Below are 20043 nucleotides of genomic sequence, written 5' to 3' on the forward strand. Positions count from 1 at the left end.
GTCGGCGCGCCGGGGCCATGATCTGCGCCGATTTCGAATCGAGGCCAGCAAGGCAAGGATGATTGAAGTGAGCGACAGCCTGATCGACCGTTCCGACGTCGCTATTCCGATTCATGCAGTGGATCCCGAAGGGTTGGAGGCCCTGCTGGCGTCCATCGGCGACGTCGAGGCCGCCTGGGCGCGCTCGACCGGCTTCGATGCATCGGCCGGCGCCGTGACAATCATCGCCGACACGCGCGGCGTCATCGGCCGGGTGTTGTTCGGGCTGGGGCGCGCGGAAAGCCGCCGCGCCGCGCCGCTGATCACCGGTAAGCTGCCGATGATCCTGCCGCAGGGCGACTATCATTTCGTCACCGACCTGCCGGACCCGATGCTGGGCGCGGTCGGCTGGGCGCTCGGCAATTACCGCTTCGAGCGCTACAAGAGCAATCCTTCGCCGATCCCGCGGCTGGTCGTGCCGAAGGGCGCGGACCCGTCGCGGGCCCGCAGCATGGCGCGGGCTATCGCCATGGTGCGCGATCTCATCAACACGCCGGCGAGCGATCTCGGCCCGGCCGAGCTTTCCGCCGCGATCCACGACCTCGGCGCGCGCTTCGGCGCCAAGGTCAGCGAGATCGTCGGCGCGGATCTGCTTTCCGCCAATCTGCCGATGATCCACGCCGTGGGCCGCGCCGCCGATGGCGATCGCCAGCCGCGACTGGTCGACCTGGTCTGGGGTGATCCCTCGCATCCGAAGGTCACGCTGGTCGGCAAGGGCGTCACTTTTGACACCGGCGGCCTCGACATCAAGCCGTCGAGCGGCATGCTGCTGATGAAGAAGGACATGGGCGGCGCCGCCAACACGATGGGGCTGGCGCACATGATCATGGAGGCGAAGCTGCCCGTGCGGCTGCGCCTGCTGGTTCCCACGGTTGAAAACGCCATCTCCGGCCCCGCCTTCCGTCCCGGCGACGTGTTGCGCTCGCGCGGCGGCGTCACGGTCGAGATCGGCAATACCGATGCCGAGGGTCGCCTGATCCTCGCCGATGCGCTGGCCGTCGCCGCCGAGGAGAATCCGGCCCTGCTGATCGACCTGGCGACGCTGACCGGCGCGGCGCGCGTGGCGCTCGGACCCGAACTGCCGGCGATCTTCACCCATGACGACACGCTGGCAGCGGATCTCGCGCGCCATGCCGCGCTGCATCTGGATCCGCTCTGGCGCCTGCCGCTCTGGGCACCCTACGAGTCGATGATCGATTCCAAGATCGCCGACATCAACAATGCCGGCGCCGGCGGCTTTGCCGGGGCGATCACGGCGGCGCTTTTCCTCGATCGTTTCGTTCCCAAGTCGATCCCCTGGATTCACGGCGACATCTATGCCTGGAACCCCTCGGGCAAGCCCGGCAAGCCGGAAGGCGGCGAGGCGCAGGCCATCCGTGCGCTGTTCTCGTTGATCCAGGAACGTTTCGCCGCCGAATAGCGCGGCTCGACGACAGCGATCGATACAATCGGAGCCCGCGCTGCGATCAGGCCTTGTGGCCATCGCAGCGCGACGCTTAAATAGAACGGGTCCGAAACGATCGCGGATGTGTCAGGGGAGCCGTTCATGCCTGCCGAACTGCGTCCAACGCAGGCGCTTCGCCTCTGGCATGATGTCACGCTCGATCTCGTCCGCGACGGCGAGCACGACCTCTCGGCACGCCAGATGGCCGTGCTCCTGACCGTGTATCTCGAAATGCCGCCGCATACGGTGCGCGGGCTAGCCGCCAAGCTCGGCGTCACCAAGCCGGCGATCACGCGGGCGCTCGATACGATGGGACGGCTCGGCCTGGTCAGCCGGCACCGCGATGCCAAAGACCGCCGCAATGTCGTGATTCAACGGACCGTCGCCGGCGCCCTTGCCGTCGAACGATTGGGCGATCTCGTCATCGCCCGGCATAGGGAATTGCCGTTTTGACGCTGGATGTTCGCGCAAATGCCTATCGGCCCGATCTCGCCGACAGCAGGCTTCAGGGCCAGGTCGAGGCTTCGCGCTTCGTCGAGGGCGCGCTTCGACGCATCGCGGTCGGCTCGACCCCGATCCGCCGCGCGCCCCGCTCCGACGCGATGATCGACAGCGAGGCGCTTCGCGGCGAACGGGTCCGCGTGTTCGAGGAGACGGCCGAAGGCTGGGCCTGGATCCAGGCCGAGACGGATTCCTATGTCGGCTTTGTCGCTTCCGATGCGCTGGGCCCTGTCGATCCCGCGCCGACCCACCGTGTCACGGCGCTCCGGACCTTCGTCTATCCCGCCGCCGACATGAAGTTCCCGCCCGTGGCCGCGCTGTCCCTCGGTAGCCGGCTGGCGCTTGGCCAGGCGGCCGAGACACGCGGGACCCGGTTTTTGTGGCTGGCAGATTTCAGCGGCGCTGTCGTCGCCCGACATGTGGCCGCGCTGGAAGAGGCCGCGGAGCCGGATTTCGTCGCCGTGGCCGAACGCTTTCTCGAGACGCCCTATCTCTGGGGCGGCCGGACCAGCCTCGGCCTCGATTGTTCCGCTCTGGTGCAATTGTCGCTGGCGGCGGCAGGCCTGCCCGTGCCGCGCGATACCGACCAGCAGGAGCAGGCGGTCGGCTCTCCCGTCGACGGCAACATCGCAGGCACGCTGCGCCGCGGCGACCTGGTCTTCTGGAAAGGCCATGTCGGCATCCTGCGCGACCCCGACACGCTGCTGCACGCGAGCGGTTTCCATATGGCCGTGGTCTCCGAGCCCTTGAAGGACGCGCTCGCCCGCTATGAGAAGGCCGGATCTCTGGTCACGGCGGTCCGGCGGCCGTCGTTTGGATGAGCCGATCGGATCGGCGTGCAAGCCGCCTGCTTACCCCATTTGAGGTATGTCGCCCCTGATCATCCTGCTTAGTCTGTCAGCCAAGGGGCGGGATGTGGCGCAGCGAGCGTCCTTCGCACCAAGCGCGCCGTTTATGGCGTGACAGGAGGAACAAGATGCAGGCCACCGCGCAATACATTGAAGAATTGTCTGATCAACTGAGCAATCTGGCCAAGCAGCACGAGATGCACGATCTCGCCTATCTGCTGCGGCTGGCCTCCGATGAGGCGCGCGCCAACGCGCAACGCGCCCCGGCGCCGGTGCGGGCTCCGGCCTATGAGGGGCTCAGCCAGCACGGTTAGCCGCAAGCCTGCGGCGCAAATGCGTCAGTAGCCGCGGGAAACATCCACCAGATTGGCCAGCGGCTTTCCCGCCTCGAAATCGAGGATCTGGCGGTGGATGCTGTCGGCCAGCACGCTGGCCTCGCTCGAGGCCGCGACATGGGGCGTCAGCACGACGCGTGGGTGATCCCAGAACGGGCTGTCGGGGCCCAGTGGCTCCGGTTCGAACACGTCGAGGCTGGCGCCGATCAGCCGGCCGTCGTCGAGTGCCGCCAAAATGTCGGCCTCGACCTGAAGCCCGCCACGACCGCCATTGATCAGCACCGCCCCGCCCAGCGCGCCATTCCTGGCGAGCCGGTCGAACACCGAGGCGTCAAGAATGCCGCGCGTATCCGCCGTCAGCGGCACGAGCGCGACGAGAATGTCGGTGCGGCCGAGAAACGCCGTCAGCCCGTCCTCGCCATGGAAGGTCTCGATGTCCGGGATGGACTTGGCCGAGCGGCTCCAGCCGGCGACCTGGAAGCCGAGGCGGGCGAGCACAGCGGCTGCGTCGCGGCCAAGTTCGCCAAGGCCCATGATGCCGACGCGCACGTCGTTGGCGACCGGCTGGCGGAGTTCGCGCCATTGATGCGCCGCCTGCTGGCGCGCATAGGCGAGATGCTGGCGGTGGTGCAGCAGCACCTGCAGCGTCACCCATTCGGTCATGCGGGTGGTCAGGTCCGGGTCGACGACGCGCACGATCGGCACGTCGGGCAGCGCGGCATTGCCGACGACATGGTCGACGCCGGCGCCGAGCGAGAACACGGCCTTGAGGTTCGGCAGATTGGTGAAGGCCTCGGACGGCGGACGCCAGGCCAGCACATAATGGATCGCCTTGCGGTCCGGCACGTCCGGCCAGATGGCCAGAGGCCGATCCGGCTCGCTGGTGAACGGGAGTGCCCATGGCTCGGGCGCCCAATTGCCCGAGGCGATCAGGACGCCGGGCAGAACGGTCTTCTCGGTCATTGCGAAACGATGCCTTCCGGGGCCGTCTCGATCGAGAAGGCGGCTGCGATCAGGGCGCGGGTATAGTCGGTCTCGGGCGCGGTGAAGATCTGTTCCGACGTGCCGCGCTCGACCACCTTGCCGCCGCGCATGACGACGACCTCGTTGGCCAGCGCCCGCACCACCTTCAAATCGTGGCTGATGAACAGATAGGCGAGGCCATGCCGCTTCTGCAGGTCGCGCAGCAGGTCGACGACCTGCGCCTGCACCGACATGTCGAGGGCCGAAGTCGGCTCATCGAGCATGACGAATTGCGGCTCCAGCACCATCGCGCGGGCAATGGCGATGCGCTGGCGCTGGCCGCCGGAGAATTCATGCGGATAGCGGTGGCGGGTGGCCGGGTCGAGGCCGACTTCCTCCAGCCCCTGCGCCACTTTTCGTTCGCGCTCGCGGAAGGAAAGCTGCGGCTCGTGCACGCGCAGCCCCTCGGCGACGATCTCGCCGACCGACATGCGCGGGCTCAAGGAGCCGAACGGGTCCTGGAACACGATCTGCATGTGCCGGCGCAAGGGCCGCATCGCCTGGAAGCCGCGACCGTCGATGCGCTCGCCCTTGAAGTCGATCGCGCCCTTGGAACTGATCAGCCGCATCATGGCGAGGCCGAGCGTCGTCTTGCCGGAGCCGGATTCGCCCACCACGCCCAGCGTCTGGCCGCGCCGGACGGCGACGTCGATGCCGTCGACCGCCTTGATGTTGTCGACCGTGCGCCGGAAAATGCCGCGCTTGATCGGGAACCAGACCTTGAGGTCATGCGCCTCTATTACCACGGGCGCCGTCTCGTCGGCCGGCGGCGGGGCGCCCTTGGGTTCGGCCGCCAGCAGGTGCTTGGTATAGCTGTGCTGCGGGTGGTCGAAGAGTTCCTTGGTCGGCCCCTGTTCGACGATCTTGCCCTTGGTCATGACGCAGACCCGGTCGGCGATCTTGCGCACGATGCCGAGGTCATGGGTGATGAACAGCAGCGCCATGCCGGTGCGGGTCTGGATTTCCTTGAGCAGCTTCAGGATCTGCGCCTGCACAGTGACGTCGAGCGCCGTGGTCGGCTCGTCGGCGATCAGCAGGTCCGGCTCGTTGGCGAGCGCCATGGCGATCATGACGCGCTGCCTCTGGCCGCCCGAAAGCTGGTGCGGATAGGCGTTAAGACGCTTCTCGGCATCGCGGATGCCGACCTCGGCCAGCAGCTCGAGAATGCGCTTCTCGGCCGCCTTGCCGGAGAGGCCGCGATGGATCTTGAGGATCTCGCCGATCTGCTGCGAGATCGTATGCAGCGGATTGAGCGAGCTCATCGGCTCCTGGAAGATCATCGTGACGTCGTTGCCGCGAACCTTGCGCAGTTCGCGGTCGCTGACCGTCAGGAGGTCCTTGCCCTCGAACAGGATCTTGCCGGTCGGATGCTCGGCCGAGGGGTAGGGCAGCAGCTTCAGTACGGAGAGCGCCGTCACCGACTTGCCGGAGCCGGATTCGCCGACCAGGGCGACGGTCTCGCCGCGCCCGACGGTAAACGAGATCCGGTCGACGGCGACCGTGCGCGTCTCCCCCTGCAGGAAGTGGACGGAAAGGTCCTCGATGGCGAGAAGCGGGGGCTTGCCCGATGCGGTGCTGCCTGTCTCGGCTGTCATGGTCTTGTCCATCCTGTCAGCCGAACGTCTTTCTGGGGTCGAATGCGTCGCGCACGGCCTCGCCGATGAACACCAGCAGGCTCAGGATCACCGAGATGACGACGAAGCCGGTCAGCCCGAGCCATGGCGCCTGCAGGTTGTTCTTGCCCTGCGCCAGGAGTTCGCCAAGCGACGGCGAGCCGGGCGGCAGGCCGAAGCCGAGGAAATCGAGCGAGGTCAGCGTCGTGATCGAGCCGTTCAGGATGAAGGGCAGGAAGGTCAGCGTCGCCACCATGGCATTGGGCAGGACGTGGCGGACGATGATGGTGCGGTTCTTGACGCCCAGCGCCCGCGCCGCGCGGACATATTCGAAGTTTCGCGCGCGCAGGAATTCGGCGCGCACCAATCCGACCAGCCGCACCCAGGAGAACAGCAGCAGGATGCCGAGCAGCACCCAGAAGCTCGGCACCAGGATCGAGGCCATGATCAGCAGGATGTAGAGCTCGGGCAGCGAGGTCCAGATGTCGATGAAGCGCTGGAAGATCAGGTCGAGCCAGCCGCCGAAATAGCCCTGCACGGCGCCGGCGAGAATGCCGATGGCCGAGGAGACGACCGTCAGTACCAGACCGAACAGCACCGACAGGCGCACGCCATAGAGGAGGCGCGAAACCACGTCGCGGCCCTGGTCGTCCGTGCCCATCCAGTTGAAATTGCCCAGCGTGCAATTGGGGTCGGCGTCGCCGAGCGGATAGGCGCGGCAGCGATCTTCCTTGGGGATCATCCACCAGGGCGGGGCCGGCGCCGGGGTCGCCATGTCGTTGTTGACGGTGTCGAACGAGTAGCGGATCGGCGGCCAGATCATCCAGCCATTGGCGTTGATCTCTTCCTGGATGAAGGGATCGCGGAAATTGGTCGTCGCCAGGAACCCGCCGAATTTCTCCTCCGGATAATCGGCAAACACCGGCAGCAGCAATTCGCCCTTGTAGGAGGCGATTAGCGGCCGGTCATTGGCGATGAAGTTGGAAGCGAGCGTCAGCCCGAACAGCGCCAGGAACAGCCACAGCGACCAGTATCCGCGCCGATGCGCCTTGAAATTGCGCCAGCGGCGAAGGTTGAGCGGCGACAGCGCCAGCCGGCGCGGCTCGATCTCGCGGGCTTGGATGGAGACATCGGTCACGTCAGACATCCCGCCGTTCGAAATCGATGCGCGGATCGATCCAGGTGTAGGTCAAGTCGGAGAGCAGGCCGATCACCAGGCCCATCAGCGAGAAGATGAACAGGGTCGCGAACACCACCGGATAGTCGCGGTTGATGACGGATTCGAAGCCGAGCAGGCCGAGCCCGTCCAGCGAGAAGATCGTCTCGATCAGCAGCGACCCGGCGAAGAAGGCCGAGATGAAGGCCCCGGGGAAGCCGGCGATGACAATCAGCATCGCGTTGCGGAACACATGGCCGTAGAGGACCTTGCGCTCCGAAAGGCCCTTGGCGCGGGCAGTGACGACATATTGCTTGCGGATCTCGTCCAGGAACGAATTCTTGGTCAGCAGCGTCGTCGTCGCGAAGGCCGACAGCGACATGGCGATGATCGGCAGCGTGATGTGCCAGAAATAGTCGACGATCTTGCCGCCGAGCGACAGGCTGGCGAAATTGTCCGAGGTCAGGCCACGTAGCGGGAACCAGTCGAAGAAACTGCCGCCGGCGAACAGCACGACCAGCAGGATCGCGAACAGGAAGCCCGGAATCGCATAGCCGACCACGATCACCGCCGAGGTCCAGACGTCGAAGCGGGCGCCGTCGCGCACTGCCTTGGCGACGCCGAGCGGGATCGAGATGCCATAGGAGATCAGCGTCATCCAAAGCCCGAGCGAGATCGAGACCGGCATCTTCTCCTTGATCAACTCCAGCACGCTGATGTCTCGGAAATAGCTCTGCCCGAAATCGAAGCGGATGTAATTCCAGAGCATCAGGCCGAAGCGTTCCAGCGGCGGCTTGTCGAAGCCGAACTGCTTCTCGAGCTTGGCGATGAACTCCGGATCAAGGCCCTGCGCGCCGCGATATTTGGATGAGACGGGTGCGCTCCCGAGCGTCCGGTCCTGACCGCCCATGCCGGCATCGGCGCCACCTCCGCCGCCGATCCGGCTGGTCGCCGAAACGTCGTTGCCCTGCAACTGCGCGATGACGCGCTCGACCGGGCCGCCGGGCGCGAACTGCACGATGATGAAACTGATCGCCATGATGCCGAAGATCGTCGGAATCATCAGCAGAATGCGTCGGAAAATATAGGCTGCCATCTGTCTCCCGCCCTAGCCGGCTTTGCCGATGGCGATCGCCTTGGCCTCGTCCTGCCACCATGTCGTTTCCGGGGAAAAGCCATAGTCGGGCTTTGTCTCCGGCCAGCCGAACTTATCCCAGATGGCGACGCGATGCGCCGTCGAAAGCCAGGCCGGAAACCAGATATGCAGGGATCGGAGCACGCGGTCCAGTGCGCGCATCAATGTCACCAGTTCGGCGCGGTCCCTGACGTTCGCGGCCTGGGCTACCAACGCGTCGACAACGGGATTCTTCAGCCCCGCCAGGTTGGAGCCGCTGGGAATATCGGCGGCCACCGACCCGAAGATCTGCTCGATGCCATCGATCGGCGTGGCGTCGAACATGATCCGCTGCGCCATGACGTCGAAATCGAATGCGTTCTTGCGGCTCTGATACTGTGCGGCGTCGACCATGCGCATCGAGCTGTTGATGCCGATCGCCTTCAGATTGGCGATCAGCGGCGACAGGACGCGTTCAAAGGCCTGCGACTGGATCAGGAATTCCAGCGTCAGCCGTTCGCCGTCGGCGTTGACCAGGTCATTGCCCTGCCGCTTCCAGCCGGCGTCGGCCAGCAGGGTCGTCGCCTGCCGCAGCAGCTTGCGGTCGCGCCCGCTGCCATCGGCCTCGGGCGGCATCACCGCCGTGCCGAAAACTTCGGCCGGCAACTGGTCGCGGTATGGCTCGAGAAGCGCCAGTTCTTCCGCGCCCGGCAGGCCGGAAGCGGCGAAATCCGACATCTCGAAGAACGACGTCGAGCGAACGTAAAGCCCGAAGAAAAGGTTCTTGTTGGTCCAGGGAAAATCGAGCGCCATGCCGATGGCCTGGCGGGTGCGCGGATCGGCGAACTTGGCGCGGCGCAGATTGAAGAACCAGCCATACATGTCCGGCCGGCGTTCGGCCGCGAAGGATGGCTTCTGGACGCGGCCATCACGGGCGGCCGGGAAGTCATAGCCCGTCGCCCATGTCTTGGACGAGGGTTCCTCGCGGAACAGCAATTCGCCCTTGGCGAAGGCCTGAAACTGCACCTCGTCATCCTGGTAGAATTCGACCTGGATGCGGTCGAAGTTGAAGGCGCCGGCGGTGACCGGCAGGTCCTTGCCCCAATAATCGGCGACGCGCTGATATTCGATCGAGCGTCCCGCGCTGATCTTGCCGACGCGGTAGGGCCCGGAGCCAAGCGGCGGGTCCATGGTGGAGGCTTCGAAATCGCGGCCGGCGAAATAGGCCTTTGAGAAGATCGGCAGCGTCGAGGCGACGATCAGCGGCACCTTGCGGTTCTGCTTGCCGGAAAACACGATCGTGACGTCGCGCGGGCCTTCGGCCGTCACCGAAACCATCTCGCGGATCGATTGCGAGATGTCGGGATGGCCCTTTTCCTTCAGCGTCTGCAGCGAGAAGACGACATCGTCTGCCGTCAGCGCCGAGCCATCGTTGAATTTGACGCCGTCGCGCAGGCGGAACGCATAGGTGTTGCGATCTTCCGAGATGGTGACGCTTTCGGCGATGAGTCCGTAGGCGGAGCCGGGTTCATCGGATGCCGATGCCATCAGCGTGTCGAAGCAAAGCTCGATGCGCGGCGGCGCGTCGCCCCGGAAGGTGTAGCCGTTCAGCGTGTTGAAGGTGTAGGCGTTCTGATTGTAGTACCAGTTCGGCGCGGCGAAGATGAAGCTGCCGCCCTTTGGCGCTGCCGGGTTCAGATAGTCGAACCGCTTGAAATCAGCGGGATATTTGAGATCGCCGAACACGGAGAGTCCGTGCGAACGGGTCGCCTCGGCGGCGGCTGCGCGGAGCGGCGACAGGCCGAGGATCGGCAGGGCGGCACCGACGGCCGCGCCGCCCAGCAGGGCACGGCGCGTGATCGAGGACAAGCGGCGCGGTTCGGGCGAAGGGCGTTCGCTCAAGGCTTGGCCCCCAGGGCCGCTTCCTTGGCCGGATCGACCCACCAGGAATAGGTGTCGATGCCGACATATTCGGGCTGCTTCTCCGGGATGCCGAACTTGTTCCAGTAGGCGACGTTGATGGTGTCGCTGAACCATTGCGGCACGACGTAATAATTCCAGAGCAGCACGCGATCGAGCGCATGGGTGGCGGCGACCAGGTCGTCGCGGTTGGTGGCAAACACGACACGGTCGATCAGTGCGTCGACGGCCGGGTTCTGGATGCCCATCAGGTTGCGGCTGCCGGGCGTCTTCGCGGCGGCCGATCCCCACATTTCGCGCTGCTCGTTGCCGGGCGAATGCGATTGCGCGATCACCGTCGAGACGACGTCGAAGTCGAAATCATTGACGCGGGCGACATATTGCGCGGTATCGACGACGCGCAGGGTGGCGTCGATGCCGATGCGCTTCAGGTTCTGGATATAGGGCGCGACCACGCGCTCGAACGACGGATCGCTCTCCAGGAATTCGATGGTGAAGGGCTGGCCCGTCTTCGCATTGACCAGCTTGTTGCCCTTGAGTTCCCAGCCGGCTTCCTGGAACAGCACCAGCGCCTTGCGAAGATTGTCGCGGAATGCCTGCGGCGTGTCGTTGACCGGCAGCTTGAACGGCGTGGTGAAGACCTCTGGCGGGACCTTGTCGCGCACCGTCTCTAGGATCTCCAGTTCCTTGCCTTCCGGCAGGCCACTGGAGGCCAGGTCGATGCCGGCGAAATAGCTCTCGATGCGCTTGTATTTGTCGAAGAACAGGGTCCGGTTCATCGTCTCGAAATCGAAGACGTAGTTGAGCGCCTGGCGGACGCGCGGATCCTGGAACTTGTCGCGGCGCTGGTTGAGCACATAGCCCTGCATGCGGCCCGAGGAGGCCAGCGGGAACGAGCGCTGCACCACCTTGCCACTCTTCACGGCGTCGAAATTATACTCCGTCATCCAGCGCCCGATGCGGTTTTCCAGCCGGTAATCGTCGAGGCCACCCTTCTTGAAGGCCTCCCAGGAGGCATTCGGATCCCGGTAGTAGTCGACCTTGATCCGATCGAAATTGTTGCGGCCGACCTGGGTCGGCAGGTCCTTGCCCCAATAATCCGGCACGCGCTTCCAGACGATCTGGCGGCCGGGAGCCACGGAGTCGATCTGATAGGCGCCGGAGCCCAGCGGAACTTCCAGCGTCGACCTCGAGATGTCGCGCTTCTTGCCGCTGGCGTCAGTGCCCTCCCACCAGTGCTTCGGCAGCACGGCGAGGTCGCCCATGATGTTCGGCAGCTCGCGATTGCCCGGCTTGTCGAAGGTGAAGGTCACTTCCCGGTCGCCCGTGATCTCCGCCTTCACCACATTGGCGTAGTACTTGTTGTACATCGGGCTCTGGGCCTTCAGCGTCTCGTACGACCAGATGACGTCCTCCGGCGTGACCGGCTTGCCGTCATGCCAGCGCGCCTTCGGGTTCAGGCGAAACTTGGCCCAGGCGAAATCGTCGGGATAGCTGATCGCCTCGGCAAGCAGGCCATAATTGGTGCCGGCCTGGTCGGTCGCCTGCTCCATCAGCGTGTCGTAGAGCAGCCCGCCGCCAAACGCCGCGAATCCCGCCGCCGGGCTGCCCTGGACGATATAGGGATTGAGGCTGTCAAAGGTGCCGACGGCCGCCTGGTTGAGCGTGCCGCCCTTCGGGGCGTCCGGGTTGACGTAGTCGTAATGCTTGAAGCCGTCTTCGTATTTCGGCTTGCCGATGAGGGAGGTCGATGCGCGCCAGACCTCGTCCGCTTTCGCGCTGGCTGCCGCGGGCACGAGGAGCGACAGGCTGAGCAGGGCGGCGGCAACGAACTTCATGGGCGCGATTCTCCGGCTGACTACGCTCATTACTAAGGCGGATCGCGCGAAGGGCAACTGCCGCGTGATCCCATGCAACCGACTTGGCAATAGAAAAAGGCCGGAGAGTGATCTCCGGCCTTTCGAAATTGTCGCAGGATGCGCAGGCCCTTAGGGCGCCGCGGGCTGTTCGGCCGGAGCCGGGGTAGCCGGGGCAGGCTCCTTCGTCGGCGCCTCGGTGGCCGGAGCTGCCGGAGGGGGCTCGGTCGGCGTGGCCGACGGTGCCGGCGTTGCCGGAGCGGGCTCCGCAGCCGGTGCGGCAGGGGCCGGGGCGGGCTCTGCGGCCGGGGCTGCCGGAGCAGGCTCGGCGGTGGGAGCCGGGGTGGACGGAGCGGAACCGGGCGAAGGCGTCGCGTCGGACGGGGCCGGCGCCACTTCGGCGGGGGTCGCCTCGGCCGGAGCGGCGGATTCCGGTGCCGGCAGCGGGACCGGCTCATGCGCCAGCGTCCGCAGATAGGCGATCAGGTTGGCGCGATCCTCGGGCTTCGGTAGGCCGGCAAAGCCCATCGCCGTGCCCGGCATGTCGGCCTTCGGGTTCTTCAGGAAGTGGTAGAGGTGCTCATAGGTCCACTTCTTGCCCTCGTCATGCGCGGCCTGAAGCGGAGCGGAATACTTGAAGCCCTCGACGGAGCCGATGCCGCGGTCGACGACATTGTAGAGATCCGGGCCGACCTTGGCGCCGGCGCCCTCGACGAAGTTGTGGCAGGCGCCGCACTTCTTGGCGACGGCTTCGCCCGCATCGACCTTGGCGCTGGCCAGCAGGACGGCGATCGGCGGATCCTGCGCCACTGCCGGTGCCGCGCCACCTTCGGACGATTCCTCGGCCACTTCGATGACGAAGCCGGGCTTCTCCGGAACGGCCGGCGAATAGATCACTCCCGAGAAGATGCTCAGCGACATCACCACCAGAAGCGTGAACAGGATCGCGCCGAGAATCTTATTAAGTTCGAATGAATCCATCGGTCTTGGCCCCAGGCGCTTCAAATAGGCTATGGGAACCGGCTGCCCCTTGGCGCCATCTCCCCCGCATGTGGCGCGGAAACTACAAGCTTTCCAGTGTTGGGTGCAATACGTATGAACGCTTCCAGATTGAGACGTTTTGACACCTACATGCCCGGAGCCGGGCAATAATCGAGGAAAACCTGATGCGTTCCGCCTCCGAGGCCCTGGTGCTTATCCCCGCCCGCATGGCGGCGACGCGGCTGCCGGGCAAGCCTTTGGCCGATATTCACGGCGTTCCGATGATCGTCCATGTCTGGCGCCGGGCGAGCGAGGCGCAGATCGGACCCGTGGTCGTGGCGACGGATGACGTCGACATCGCGGCCGCCGTGCGCGGCGCGGGCGGCGAGGCGGTGCTCACCCGCGCCGACCACGAGAACGGTTCGGCGCGCATTCATGAGGCGGCTAGCCTGGTCGATTCGGCCCGGCATTACGACGTCATCGTCAACGTCCAAGGCGACCTGCCGACGATCGAGCCGGCCTCGATCGCGGCCTGCTTCGCGCCGCTCGCTGATTCGGCCGTCGACATCGCCACCATCGCGGCGATGATCGACCGCGACGAGGAGCGCACAAACCCGAACGTGGTCAAGATCGTCGGCTCGCCGATCGACGCGAACCGCCTGCGGGCGCTCTATTTCACCCGCGCGACCGCGCCCTGGGGCGAGGGGCCGCTGCTGCACCATATCGGGCTCTACGCCTATCGCCGTTCCGCGCTCGACCGCTATGTCGCGCTGCCGCCCTCGGTGCTGGAAAAGCGCGAAAAGCTGGAGCAACTGCGCGCGCTCGAAGCCGGAATGCGCATCGATGTGGCGCTCGTTGACGCCGTGCCGCTCGGTGTCGATACTCCCGCCGATCTCGAAAGGGCGCGCAGCCTGCTGGCGGCCTCCCGCGGGTCCGGTCGCTAGAACCGGCAATCTTGAACAGAAGTCTCAATCGCATGAAGAAGATCGTGTTCCAGGGCGAGCCTGGCGCCAACTCCCATATCGCCTGCGCCGACGTCTATCCCGACTATGAGGCCGTGCCGGCCCCGACCTTCGAGGATTGCTTCCAGGCGATCTCGCGCGGCGACGTCGACCTCGCCATGATCCCGATCGAGAACTCGCTCGCCGGCCGCGTCGCCGATATCCACCATCTGCTGCCGGATTCGGGCCTGCACATCATCGGCGAGTATTTCCTGCCGATTCGCTTCCAGCTGATGGCGGTGAAAGGCGCGACGCTCAAGACGATCAAGACGGTGGAAAGCCATGTCCATGCGCTCGGCCAGTGCCGCCGCATCATGCGCGAACACGGCTATCGCGCCGTGGTCGCGGGCGACACGGCGGGGGCTGCCCGCATCATCTCGGAAACCGACGATCTCACCCGCGCCGCCCTGGCTCCCCGCTTCGCCGCGGAGATCTACGGCCTCGACATCCTGGCCGAGAACGTCGAAGACGCCGCCCACAACACGACGCGGTTTGTCATCCTGTCGCGCGAGCCGCAACACGCGGCCTTCGGCGCCGGGCCGGTCATCACCACCTTCGTCTTCCGCGTCCGCAACATTCCGGCCGCGCTGTACAAGGCGCTGGGCGGCTTCGCCACCAACGGCATCAACATGACCAAGCTGGAGAGCTACCAGCTCGACGGCCGCTTCTCGGCGACGCGATTCTATGTCGATGTCGAGGGCCATCCGCAGGATGTCGGCCTCGCCCACGCGCTGGAGGAACTTGCCTTCTTCTCGGCCGAGATGCGGATCCTGGGCGTCTATCCGGCCGCGACCTTCCGCGCCGACGTCGTCGAGCCGAAATAGCGGATCGTAGGGACTTCCTTCTCTTCACCTCTCCCGCCGGGAGAGGCGAAGGAATCAGACTGAGGCCTTAGCCGGCCTCGACCCAGGCGCGGATCAGCGTGTGCGCAATCGCCATGCGCGGCGGCGTCGAGAGGCCGTCCGGATGGTCGCCGTCCAGCATCGAGCGCGTCTCGTCGCGCGAGAACCAGCGGCAATCCTCGAGCTCTTCCGTGTCCGGCACGATGTCGGTCGAGGTCGCCTCGGCGATGCAGCCGATCATCAGCGACATCGGGAACGGCCAGGGCTGGCTGGCATGATAGGCGACGCGGCCGATCTGGATGCCGGCCTCTTCCTGGATCTCGCGGCGCACCGCGTCCTCGATGGTCTCGCCCGGTTCGACGAAGCCGGCGAGGCAGGAATAGGTGCCCGGCGCGAAACGCGCCTGGCGGCCCATCAGGCAGCGGTCGCCATCGACGGCCAGCATGATCGCCACCGGATCGGTGCGCGGAAACTTCTGCAGCCCGCAATTCGGGCAGTCGCGGCGATAGCCGCCCTGCGCCATGATCGAGCGGGTGCCGCAGCGGCCGCAATGCCGGTTCGAGGCATGCCAGTGCAGCAGCGCCCGCGCCTGGGCGAGCGCCCCGAGCGTGGCGGGCTCGACCGTGTCCATCAGAATGCCGCCGGAATAGGCGGCGGTCGCCAGCGTCCGCAGCGGCACGGCGTGGAAGGCGTCGACGTCGAAGGAGGTGTCATTGCCGACGATCGCGGCAATGCGGGGCGCCGAATCCTGCCAGCCGAGCAGGATCGCCTCATCCATCAGCGCGCCTAGCGCCTTGGCTTCCTTCAAACTGAACAGGCTTTCCGACGTGCCGCCGGCGCGCATCATGGCCTCGTCGCCGCGGAGCAGGAACACACGCACATTCGGATCGGCCAGCGCGGCGGCATAGGTCGATTCGTTGCGGGCCTCGCTGCGGCGGTCGAGCGTATTGCCGGAAAAGCCGACGGTCGTGCTCGGCTCGACCGGGGGCAAGCGATCAAAGAAATTGCGGGTCATGGTGCTGCTGTGGTGTGCGGAGGGTGGCCGACAACCGTCGACTCGAAATGAATCTGGTGATTACGCCATAGACCTTTTCATCGCGATAGCCCCGATCAAGCTTCGGGCTTGCCATTTCGATCGGGAACGACGATATGTCTCCGCGGGAGGTTGGTGGTGGACGAGCCACTCGCCAATCGGGTCAGGTCCGGAAGGAAGCAGCCCCAACGAGCCACGGCACGGGTCGCGTGCCAGCCTCCTACCTTTTCCCAGCCATCGCGTCAGCTTCGATGATCAGACGGCGCGCCCCTCCGGGTGTGCTAAGGTCGAAGAGGCTTGCCCGCGAGGGCGGCGTGAAATGGAACAGCAGGGACGGCAGCGGCGACGCATGGACGGCGGCGATCTTTCCAGCACCCCGAAGGATGGCGCGAACGGCGCCTACCGCGTCCTTGCGCGCAAATACCGGCCGCGCAGCTTTGACGACCTCGTCGGCCAGGAGCCGATGGTCCGCACCCTCAAGAACGCCTTCGAGACGGGTCGCATCGCGCAAGCCTACATGCTCACCGGCGTTCGCGGTGTCGGCAAGACGACGACGGCCCGCATTCTGGCGCGCGGCCTCAACTACTCCATTCCCGGCCAGGTCGATCGCCCGACCATCGACATGCCAGAGCTCGGCATCCACTGCGCCGAGATCATGGAAGGCCGCCATGTCGACGTGCTCGAGATGGACGCCGCCTCCAATAACGGCATCGACAACATCCGCGAGATCATCGAGGCCGTGCGCTACAAGCCGGTCTCGGCCCGCTACAAGGTCTATATCCTCGACGAAGTGCACATGCTGTCCGGCGCGGCCTTCAACGGCCTGCTGAAGACGCTCGAAGAGCCGCCCGAGCATGTGAAGTTCATCTTCGCGACTACCGAAATCCGCAAGGTGCCGGTTACCGTCCTGTCGCGCTGCCAGCGCTTCGACCTGCGCCGGATCGAATCGGATCGGCTGATCGGCCTGCTGCGCTCGATCACCGAGAAGGAGCAGGTCGAGATCGGCGACGACGCGCTGGCGATGATCGCCCGTGCTGCCGAGGGTTCGGCCCGCGATTCGCTGTCTCTGCTCGACCAGGCCATCGCGCATGGCGCCGGCGCCATCACGGCCGAGGACGTGCGCGGCATGCTCGGCCTCGCCGACCGGGCCCGCATCATCGATCTGTTCGAGGCGCTGATGGGCGGCCGCATCGCGGAAGCGCTGGCGCTGCTCAAGGAACAATATGACATCGGCGCCGATCCCGCCGTCGTGCTGCAGGATCTCGCTTCTTTCACCCATGCAGTGACCCGCTTCAAGGTCGTGCCGGACAGCGGCGAGGACGCCGCCCTGCCGCAGGACGAGCGGGTTCGCGGGCGCGCTTTGGCGGAGACCGTATCGCTGCGCGTCCTGGCGCGCGCCTGGCAGATGCTGCTGAAGGGCATCGAGGAAGTCTCCAGCTCCAGCCGGCCGCTGGCGGCCGCCGACATGGTGCTGATCCGCATTGCCCATGCCGCCGATCTGCCGACGCCGGACGAGGCGCTGCGCCTGCTGAAGAGCGGCAATTTCTCGGCCGCCTCCTCGGGCGGCGGCGCGACGCCGCAGGTTTCGCATCAGCCGCCATCCGCGCCGCAGGCGTCGGGCGGTTCGAGTGGCGGACCGATCGGCCAGATGCGCACGATCACCAACACCTCGCCCATTCCGGCCACGGCGACGATGGCCCAGCCCGCGAGCGCGCCGCAGGCCAAGGCCGAGCCGGCGATCCGTTTCCAGCGCTTCGAGGATCTCGTCGCCTATGTCGGCCTGAAGCGCGATATCCCGCTCAAGCTGGCGCTGGAACAGCAGGTCAAGCCGATCCGCTTCGAGCCGGGTCTGCTCGAATTCGAGCCGACCGAGGATGCGCCGCGCGCGCTGGCGCAGGATCTCGGCCGCAAGCTCTCCGACTGGACCGGCGATCGCTGGGTCGTGGCGCTCGGCAAGGGCGCGACCGAGCCGACGATTGCCGAGGCGCGCGCCTTCGCCAAGGACAAGGCGCGCTCGGACGCCGCCGCCGATCCGCTGGTCGCAGCCGTGCTGTCGCGCTTTCCCGGCGCCAAGATCGTCGACATCCAGATCCGCAGCGCCGAAGAGCCCGAGGGTCTGCCGTCCCCGGCCGTTCCGGTCGACAATCCCGACGAAGCGCCCGATCCCGACGACGACTGATCCATCCATTTTCCGACCATTCGAACCAGGAGAACCCGCATGCGCGACATTCTCGGCATGATGAGCAAGGCCAAGGAATTGCAGTCCAAGATGCAGGACATGCAGGCCGAGGTCGCAACCATCGAAGTCGAAGGTTCGGCCGGCGCCGGCCTCGTCACGGTGCTGATGACCGCCAAGGGCGACCTCCGCAAGCTCTCGATCGATCCCTCGCTGTTGAAGCCGGAAGACGTCGAGATCCTGGAAGACCTGATCATCGCCGCCCATGCCGACGCCCGGGCCAAGGCCGAGCGCACCATGGCCGACAAGATGCAAGAACTGACCGGCGGCCTCGGCCTGCCGGCTGGCTTGAAGCTGCCGTTCTAGTCTGACGGAGAGGGGGCGAGCGCGTTTGCGTTCGCCCTTTTCGATCCGCAAATCCAAGTAGAAAAATGTCCCGCAGCACTGCCGGTCCCGAGATCGAACGCCTGATCCAGCTGCTGGCGCGGCTGCCGGGGCTTGGGCCGCGTTCGGCCCGGCGCGCGGCGCTGGCGCTCGTCAAGAAGAAGGACCAGCTGCTGGTGCCGCTGGCCGGCGCGATGACGGTCGCGGCCGAGCGGATCCTCACCTGCTCCGTCTGCGGCAACATCGATACGGCGGATCCCTGCACCATCTGCACCGATGTCACGCGCGACGAGAAGACGATCGTCGTGGTAGAGGACGTCTCGGATCTTTGGGCGCTGGAGCGGGCCGGCGCGATCCGGGCGCGCTATCATGTGCTGGGCGGCACGCTGTCGCCGCTCGATGGCGTCGGGCCGGAGGATCTCAACATCGATTCGCTGGTGCTCCGCTGTTCGACTGGCGAGGTCGCCGAGGTGATCTTGGCGGTCAACGCGACCGTCGACGGCCAGACCACGGCGCATGTCATCACCGACCGCCTGACCGGCACGCCGGTCAAGGTTTCGAGGCTGGCGCATGGCGTGCCGGTCGGCGGCGAACTCGACTATCTCGACGAAGGCACGCTCGCCGCCGCCATCCGCGCCCGCACGCCCTTCTGAGGCTGCTCCCGGCGAAGCCCTCGTCCGCTTGCGCGAGAGGGTGGGTGAGAGGGCGTTGCCTAAAGACTTGCGACATACGGGGACAACTCACCATGCCGACCGAAAAGCCCGATCCCGCCATTCTGCTGGAAGTCCACCGCTTCTGGTTCGAGGACCTGGTTGCCGGCGTCGCGCCGCTGGCCGAGCGGGTCAAGGTCTGGTTCTCGCGCCGCGATGCCACCGATGACGCCATCCGCGCCCGCTTCGCCGCCTCCCTCGACACCGTCGCTGATGCGGACTGGGACTTCGAAGGCCTGCAGCCGGCGGCCGCGATCGGCTTCGTCCTGTTCCTCGACCAGTTCCCGCGCAATCTCTTCCGCGATGACGGCCGCGCCTTTGCCTATGACGCGCGCGCCCGCGCGGCGGTGCGGCGGCTGATCGCGGGCGGAGTGGGTCGCTTCGCGCCAATCGAGCGCGTCTTTCTCTATCTGCCGTTCGAGCATAGCGAGGAACGGACCGACCAGGATCTCTCGGTCCGCCTTTACGAGGCGCTTCTGGCCGAGGTGCCCGAGGCGGACAAGGAGGATTATCAGTCGTTCGTTGGCTATGCTGAGAAGCACCGCGACCTGATCCGCCGTTTCGGCCGCTTCCCGCATCGCAACGCCGATCTCGGCCGCGAGTCCACGCCGGAAGAGATTGAATTTCTGAAGGACGGCCGCGGCTACTGAGGCCGGAAACGCTGCCATCGGGACCGGACAACGGGGAGGGCGGCAAAAACGAGCTGCCCGGCGAGGCCGAGAGCCCCAGCCGCCGTTGCATAGGCTGCCAGGCTGTCGGCTGGCGTGCGGCCGAAGGCGAGGATGCCGAGCGCGAATTCAGCCGCCATGAGGAACAGGAACGCCATCGCGCCCATGCCGATGTCCCGATGGTTCGTGGCGGATATGCCGAAACGGCGCAGGGTGAGGCCGCAGACGAGCCACGCGATGCCCAGCATGATAGGCAGTTCCAGAAGGACCGCGGCGACCTCGCCCCATCGTGGCGCAATGAGCAGCACGCGCAGCGTGCCCAGCACAAACCCGGCCGCAAAGGTCGCTGCGAAGTAGAGAGCCGCGGCACGCAGGGTGTTCATGGCCGCTCTGCCCACG

Annotated in this window: 19 protein-coding genes and 1 other RNA gene; 11 read left to right on the plus strand and 9 right to left on the minus strand. The window is 66.1% G+C overall.

Annotated features, from left to right (window positions below):
• Nucleotides 1-67 precede the first annotated feature (67 nt).
• The 4 genes from ABIE08_RS18870 (at nucleotide 68) to ABIE08_RS18885 (ending at nucleotide 3146) form a co-directional block, all read left to right on the plus strand.
• Entirely contained in the window at nucleotides 68-1459 is a 1392-nt protein-coding gene (locus ABIE08_RS18870; protein WP_354553383.1) for a leucyl aminopeptidase family protein, read from the plus strand.
• Between the two features lie 126 nt (nucleotides 1460-1585).
• On the plus strand, nucleotides 1586-1936 hold the full coding sequence (locus ABIE08_RS18875; protein ID WP_354553384.1) for a MarR family winged helix-turn-helix transcriptional regulator: 351 nt from the start codon (nucleotides 1586-1588) through the stop codon (nucleotides 1934-1936).
• On the plus strand, nucleotides 1933-2805 hold the full coding sequence (locus ABIE08_RS18880; protein WP_354553385.1) for an NlpC/P60 family protein: 873 nt from the start codon (nucleotides 1933-1935) through the stop codon (nucleotides 2803-2805). Before ABIE08_RS18875 ends, ABIE08_RS18880 begins: the two co-directional genes overlap by 4 nt.
• Before the next feature lie 155 nt (nucleotides 2806-2960).
• Nucleotides 2961-3146 carry a hypothetical protein gene (locus ABIE08_RS18885; protein WP_354553386.1) on the plus strand — a complete coding sequence of 62 codons (186 nt, stop codon included), beginning with the start codon at nucleotides 2961-2963 and terminating at the stop codon, nucleotides 3144-3146.
• A 24-nt stretch (nucleotides 3147-3170) separates the two neighbouring features.
• Here ABIE08_RS18885 and ABIE08_RS18890 read toward each other — a convergent pair whose 3' ends face one another.
• The 7 genes from ABIE08_RS18890 to ABIE08_RS18920 all read right to left on the minus strand — a co-directional run bounded on the left by ABIE08_RS18890 (nucleotide 3171) and on the right by ABIE08_RS18920 (nucleotide 12830).
• Nucleotides 3171-4130, minus strand: a complete 960-nt coding sequence (locus tag ABIE08_RS18890) for a 2-hydroxyacid dehydrogenase (RefSeq protein WP_354553387.1) — start codon at nucleotides 4128-4130, stop codon at nucleotides 3171-3173.
• A complete protein-coding gene (locus ABIE08_RS18895; protein WP_354553388.1) occupies nucleotides 4127-5785 on the minus strand; it encodes an ABC transporter ATP-binding protein in 1659 nt (552 codons plus the stop codon). Before ABIE08_RS18895 ends, ABIE08_RS18890 begins: the two co-directional genes overlap by 4 nt.
• A 16-nt stretch (nucleotides 5786-5801) precedes the next feature.
• Nucleotides 5802-6950, minus strand: a complete 1149-nt coding sequence (locus ABIE08_RS18900) for an ABC transporter permease (protein ID WP_354553389.1) — start codon at nucleotides 6948-6950, stop codon at nucleotides 5802-5804.
• A complete protein-coding gene (locus ABIE08_RS18905) occupies nucleotides 6943-8055 on the minus strand; it encodes a microcin C ABC transporter permease YejB (RefSeq protein ID WP_354553390.1) in 1113 nt (370 codons plus the stop codon). The genes ABIE08_RS18900 and ABIE08_RS18905 overlap by 8 nt, the downstream gene beginning before the upstream one ends.
• A 12-nt stretch (nucleotides 8056-8067) precedes the next feature.
• On the minus strand, nucleotides 8068-9975 hold the full coding sequence (locus ABIE08_RS18910; RefSeq protein WP_354553391.1) for an extracellular solute-binding protein: 1908 nt from the start codon (nucleotides 9973-9975) through the stop codon (nucleotides 8068-8070).
• A complete protein-coding gene (locus ABIE08_RS18915; RefSeq protein ID WP_354553392.1) occupies nucleotides 9972-11831 on the minus strand; it encodes an extracellular solute-binding protein in 1860 nt (619 codons plus the stop codon). The genes ABIE08_RS18910 and ABIE08_RS18915 overlap by 4 nt, the downstream gene beginning before the upstream one ends.
• A gap of 150 nt (nucleotides 11832-11981) precedes the next feature.
• On the minus strand, nucleotides 11982-12830 hold the full coding sequence (locus ABIE08_RS18920; protein WP_354553393.1) for a c-type cytochrome: 849 nt from the start codon (nucleotides 12828-12830) through the stop codon (nucleotides 11982-11984).
• Nucleotides 12831-13015: 185 nt separating this feature from the next.
• On the opposite strand from ABIE08_RS18920, the gene ABIE08_RS18925 reads away from it, so the two are divergent.
• Nucleotides 13016-13774 (plus strand): 3-deoxy-manno-octulosonate cytidylyltransferase, encoded by a 759-nt coding sequence (locus ABIE08_RS18925; RefSeq protein ID WP_354553394.1) that lies wholly within the window; start codon nucleotides 13016-13018, stop codon nucleotides 13772-13774.
• Nucleotides 13775-13806: 32 nt separating this feature from the next.
• Nucleotides 13807-14655, plus strand: a complete 849-nt coding sequence (locus tag ABIE08_RS18930) for a prephenate dehydratase (RefSeq protein WP_354553395.1) — start codon at nucleotides 13807-13809, stop codon at nucleotides 14653-14655.
• Nucleotides 14656-14722: 67 nt separating this feature from the next.
• On the opposite strand, the gene nudC is transcribed toward ABIE08_RS18930, so the two are convergent.
• Nucleotides 14723-15688, minus strand: coding sequence for an NAD(+) diphosphatase (gene nudC, locus ABIE08_RS18935; protein ID WP_354553396.1), 966 nt, complete (start codon nucleotides 15686-15688; stop codon nucleotides 14723-14725).
• Nucleotides 15689-15833: 145 nt separating this feature from the next.
• Here nudC and ffs point away from each other — a divergent pair.
• The 5 genes from ffs (at nucleotide 15834) to ABIE08_RS18960 (ending at nucleotide 19626) form a co-directional block, all read left to right on the plus strand.
• Nucleotides 15834-15930: signal recognition particle sRNA small type (gene ffs, locus ABIE08_RS18940), an RNA gene on the plus strand.
• A gap of 125 nt (nucleotides 15931-16055) precedes the next feature.
• A complete protein-coding gene (locus ABIE08_RS18945; RefSeq protein ID WP_354553616.1) occupies nucleotides 16056-17885 on the plus strand; it encodes a DNA polymerase III subunit gamma/tau in 1830 nt (609 codons plus the stop codon).
• A gap of 39 nt (nucleotides 17886-17924) precedes the next feature.
• Nucleotides 17925-18248 (plus strand): YbaB/EbfC family nucleoid-associated protein, encoded by a 324-nt coding sequence (locus ABIE08_RS18950; RefSeq protein WP_354553397.1) that lies wholly within the window; start codon nucleotides 17925-17927, stop codon nucleotides 18246-18248.
• Nucleotides 18249-18313: 65 nt separating this feature from the next.
• Nucleotides 18314-18919 carry a recombination mediator RecR gene (gene recR, locus ABIE08_RS18955; RefSeq protein ID WP_354553398.1) on the plus strand — a complete coding sequence of 202 codons (606 nt, stop codon included), beginning with the start codon at nucleotides 18314-18316 and terminating at the stop codon, nucleotides 18917-18919.
• Between the two features lie 92 nt (nucleotides 18920-19011).
• On the plus strand, nucleotides 19012-19626 hold the full coding sequence (locus ABIE08_RS18960; RefSeq protein WP_354553399.1) for a DUF924 family protein: 615 nt from the start codon (nucleotides 19012-19014) through the stop codon (nucleotides 19624-19626).
• Here ABIE08_RS18960 and ABIE08_RS18965 read toward each other — a convergent pair.
• Entirely contained in the window at nucleotides 19620-20027 is a 408-nt protein-coding gene (locus tag ABIE08_RS18965; RefSeq protein WP_354553400.1) for a hypothetical protein, read from the minus strand. The genes ABIE08_RS18960 and ABIE08_RS18965 overlap by 7 nt on opposite strands.
• Nucleotides 20028-20043: the final 16 nt, after the last annotated feature.

This window comes from Kaistia defluvii (assembly GCF_040548815.1).
In the GTDB taxonomy this organism is placed as follows: Bacteria; Pseudomonadota; Alphaproteobacteria; order Rhizobiales; family Kaistiaceae; genus Kaistia; species Kaistia defluvii_A.

Excerpts from the sequence above, each read along its gene's own strand:
- ABIE08_RS18925 (WP_354553394.1), top strand. The coding sequence starts at position 13,016 with ATGCGTTCCGCCTCCGAGGCCCTGGTGCTTATCCCCGCCCGCATGGCG.
- ABIE08_RS18875 (WP_354553384.1), top strand. The coding sequence starts at position 1,586 with ATGCCTGCCGAACTGCGTCCAACGCAGGCGCTTCGCCTCTGGCATGAT.
- ABIE08_RS18965 (WP_354553400.1), bottom strand. The coding sequence starts at position 20,027 with ATGAACACCCTGCGTGCCGCGGCTCTCTACTTCGCAGCGACCTTTGCG.
- ABIE08_RS18945 (WP_354553616.1), top strand. The coding sequence starts at position 16,056 with ATGGACGGCGGCGATCTTTCCAGCACCCCGAAGGATGGCGCGAACGGC.
- ABIE08_RS18890 (WP_354553387.1), bottom strand. The coding sequence starts at position 4,130 with ATGACCGAGAAGACCGTTCTGCCCGGCGTCCTGATCGCCTCGGGCAAT.
- ABIE08_RS18915 (WP_354553392.1), bottom strand. The coding sequence starts at position 11,831 with ATGAAGTTCGTTGCCGCCGCCCTGCTCAGCCTGTCGCTCCTCGTGCCC.
- ABIE08_RS18895 (WP_354553388.1), bottom strand. The coding sequence starts at position 5,785 with ATGACAGCCGAGACAGGCAGCACCGCATCGGGCAAGCCCCCGCTTCTC.
- nudC (WP_354553396.1), bottom strand. The coding sequence starts at position 15,688 with ATGACCCGCAATTTCTTTGATCGCTTGCCCCCGGTCGAGCCGAGCACG.
- ABIE08_RS18885 (WP_354553386.1), top strand. The coding sequence starts at position 2,961 with ATGCAGGCCACCGCGCAATACATTGAAGAATTGTCTGATCAACTGAGC.
- ABIE08_RS18950 (WP_354553397.1), top strand. The coding sequence starts at position 17,925 with ATGCGCGACATTCTCGGCATGATGAGCAAGGCCAAGGAATTGCAGTCC.
- recR (WP_354553398.1), top strand. The coding sequence starts at position 18,314 with ATGTCCCGCAGCACTGCCGGTCCCGAGATCGAACGCCTGATCCAGCTG.
- ABIE08_RS18900 (WP_354553389.1), bottom strand. The coding sequence starts at position 6,950 with ATGTCTGACGTGACCGATGTCTCCATCCAAGCCCGCGAGATCGAGCCG.
- ABIE08_RS18960 (WP_354553399.1), top strand. The coding sequence starts at position 19,012 with ATGCCGACCGAAAAGCCCGATCCCGCCATTCTGCTGGAAGTCCACCGC.
- ABIE08_RS18905 (WP_354553390.1), bottom strand. The coding sequence starts at position 8,055 with ATGGCAGCCTATATTTTCCGACGCATTCTGCTGATGATTCCGACGATC.
- ABIE08_RS18920 (WP_354553393.1), bottom strand. The coding sequence starts at position 12,830 with ATGGATTCATTCGAACTTAATAAGATTCTCGGCGCGATCCTGTTCACG.
- ABIE08_RS18930 (WP_354553395.1), top strand. The coding sequence starts at position 13,807 with ATGAAGAAGATCGTGTTCCAGGGCGAGCCTGGCGCCAACTCCCATATC.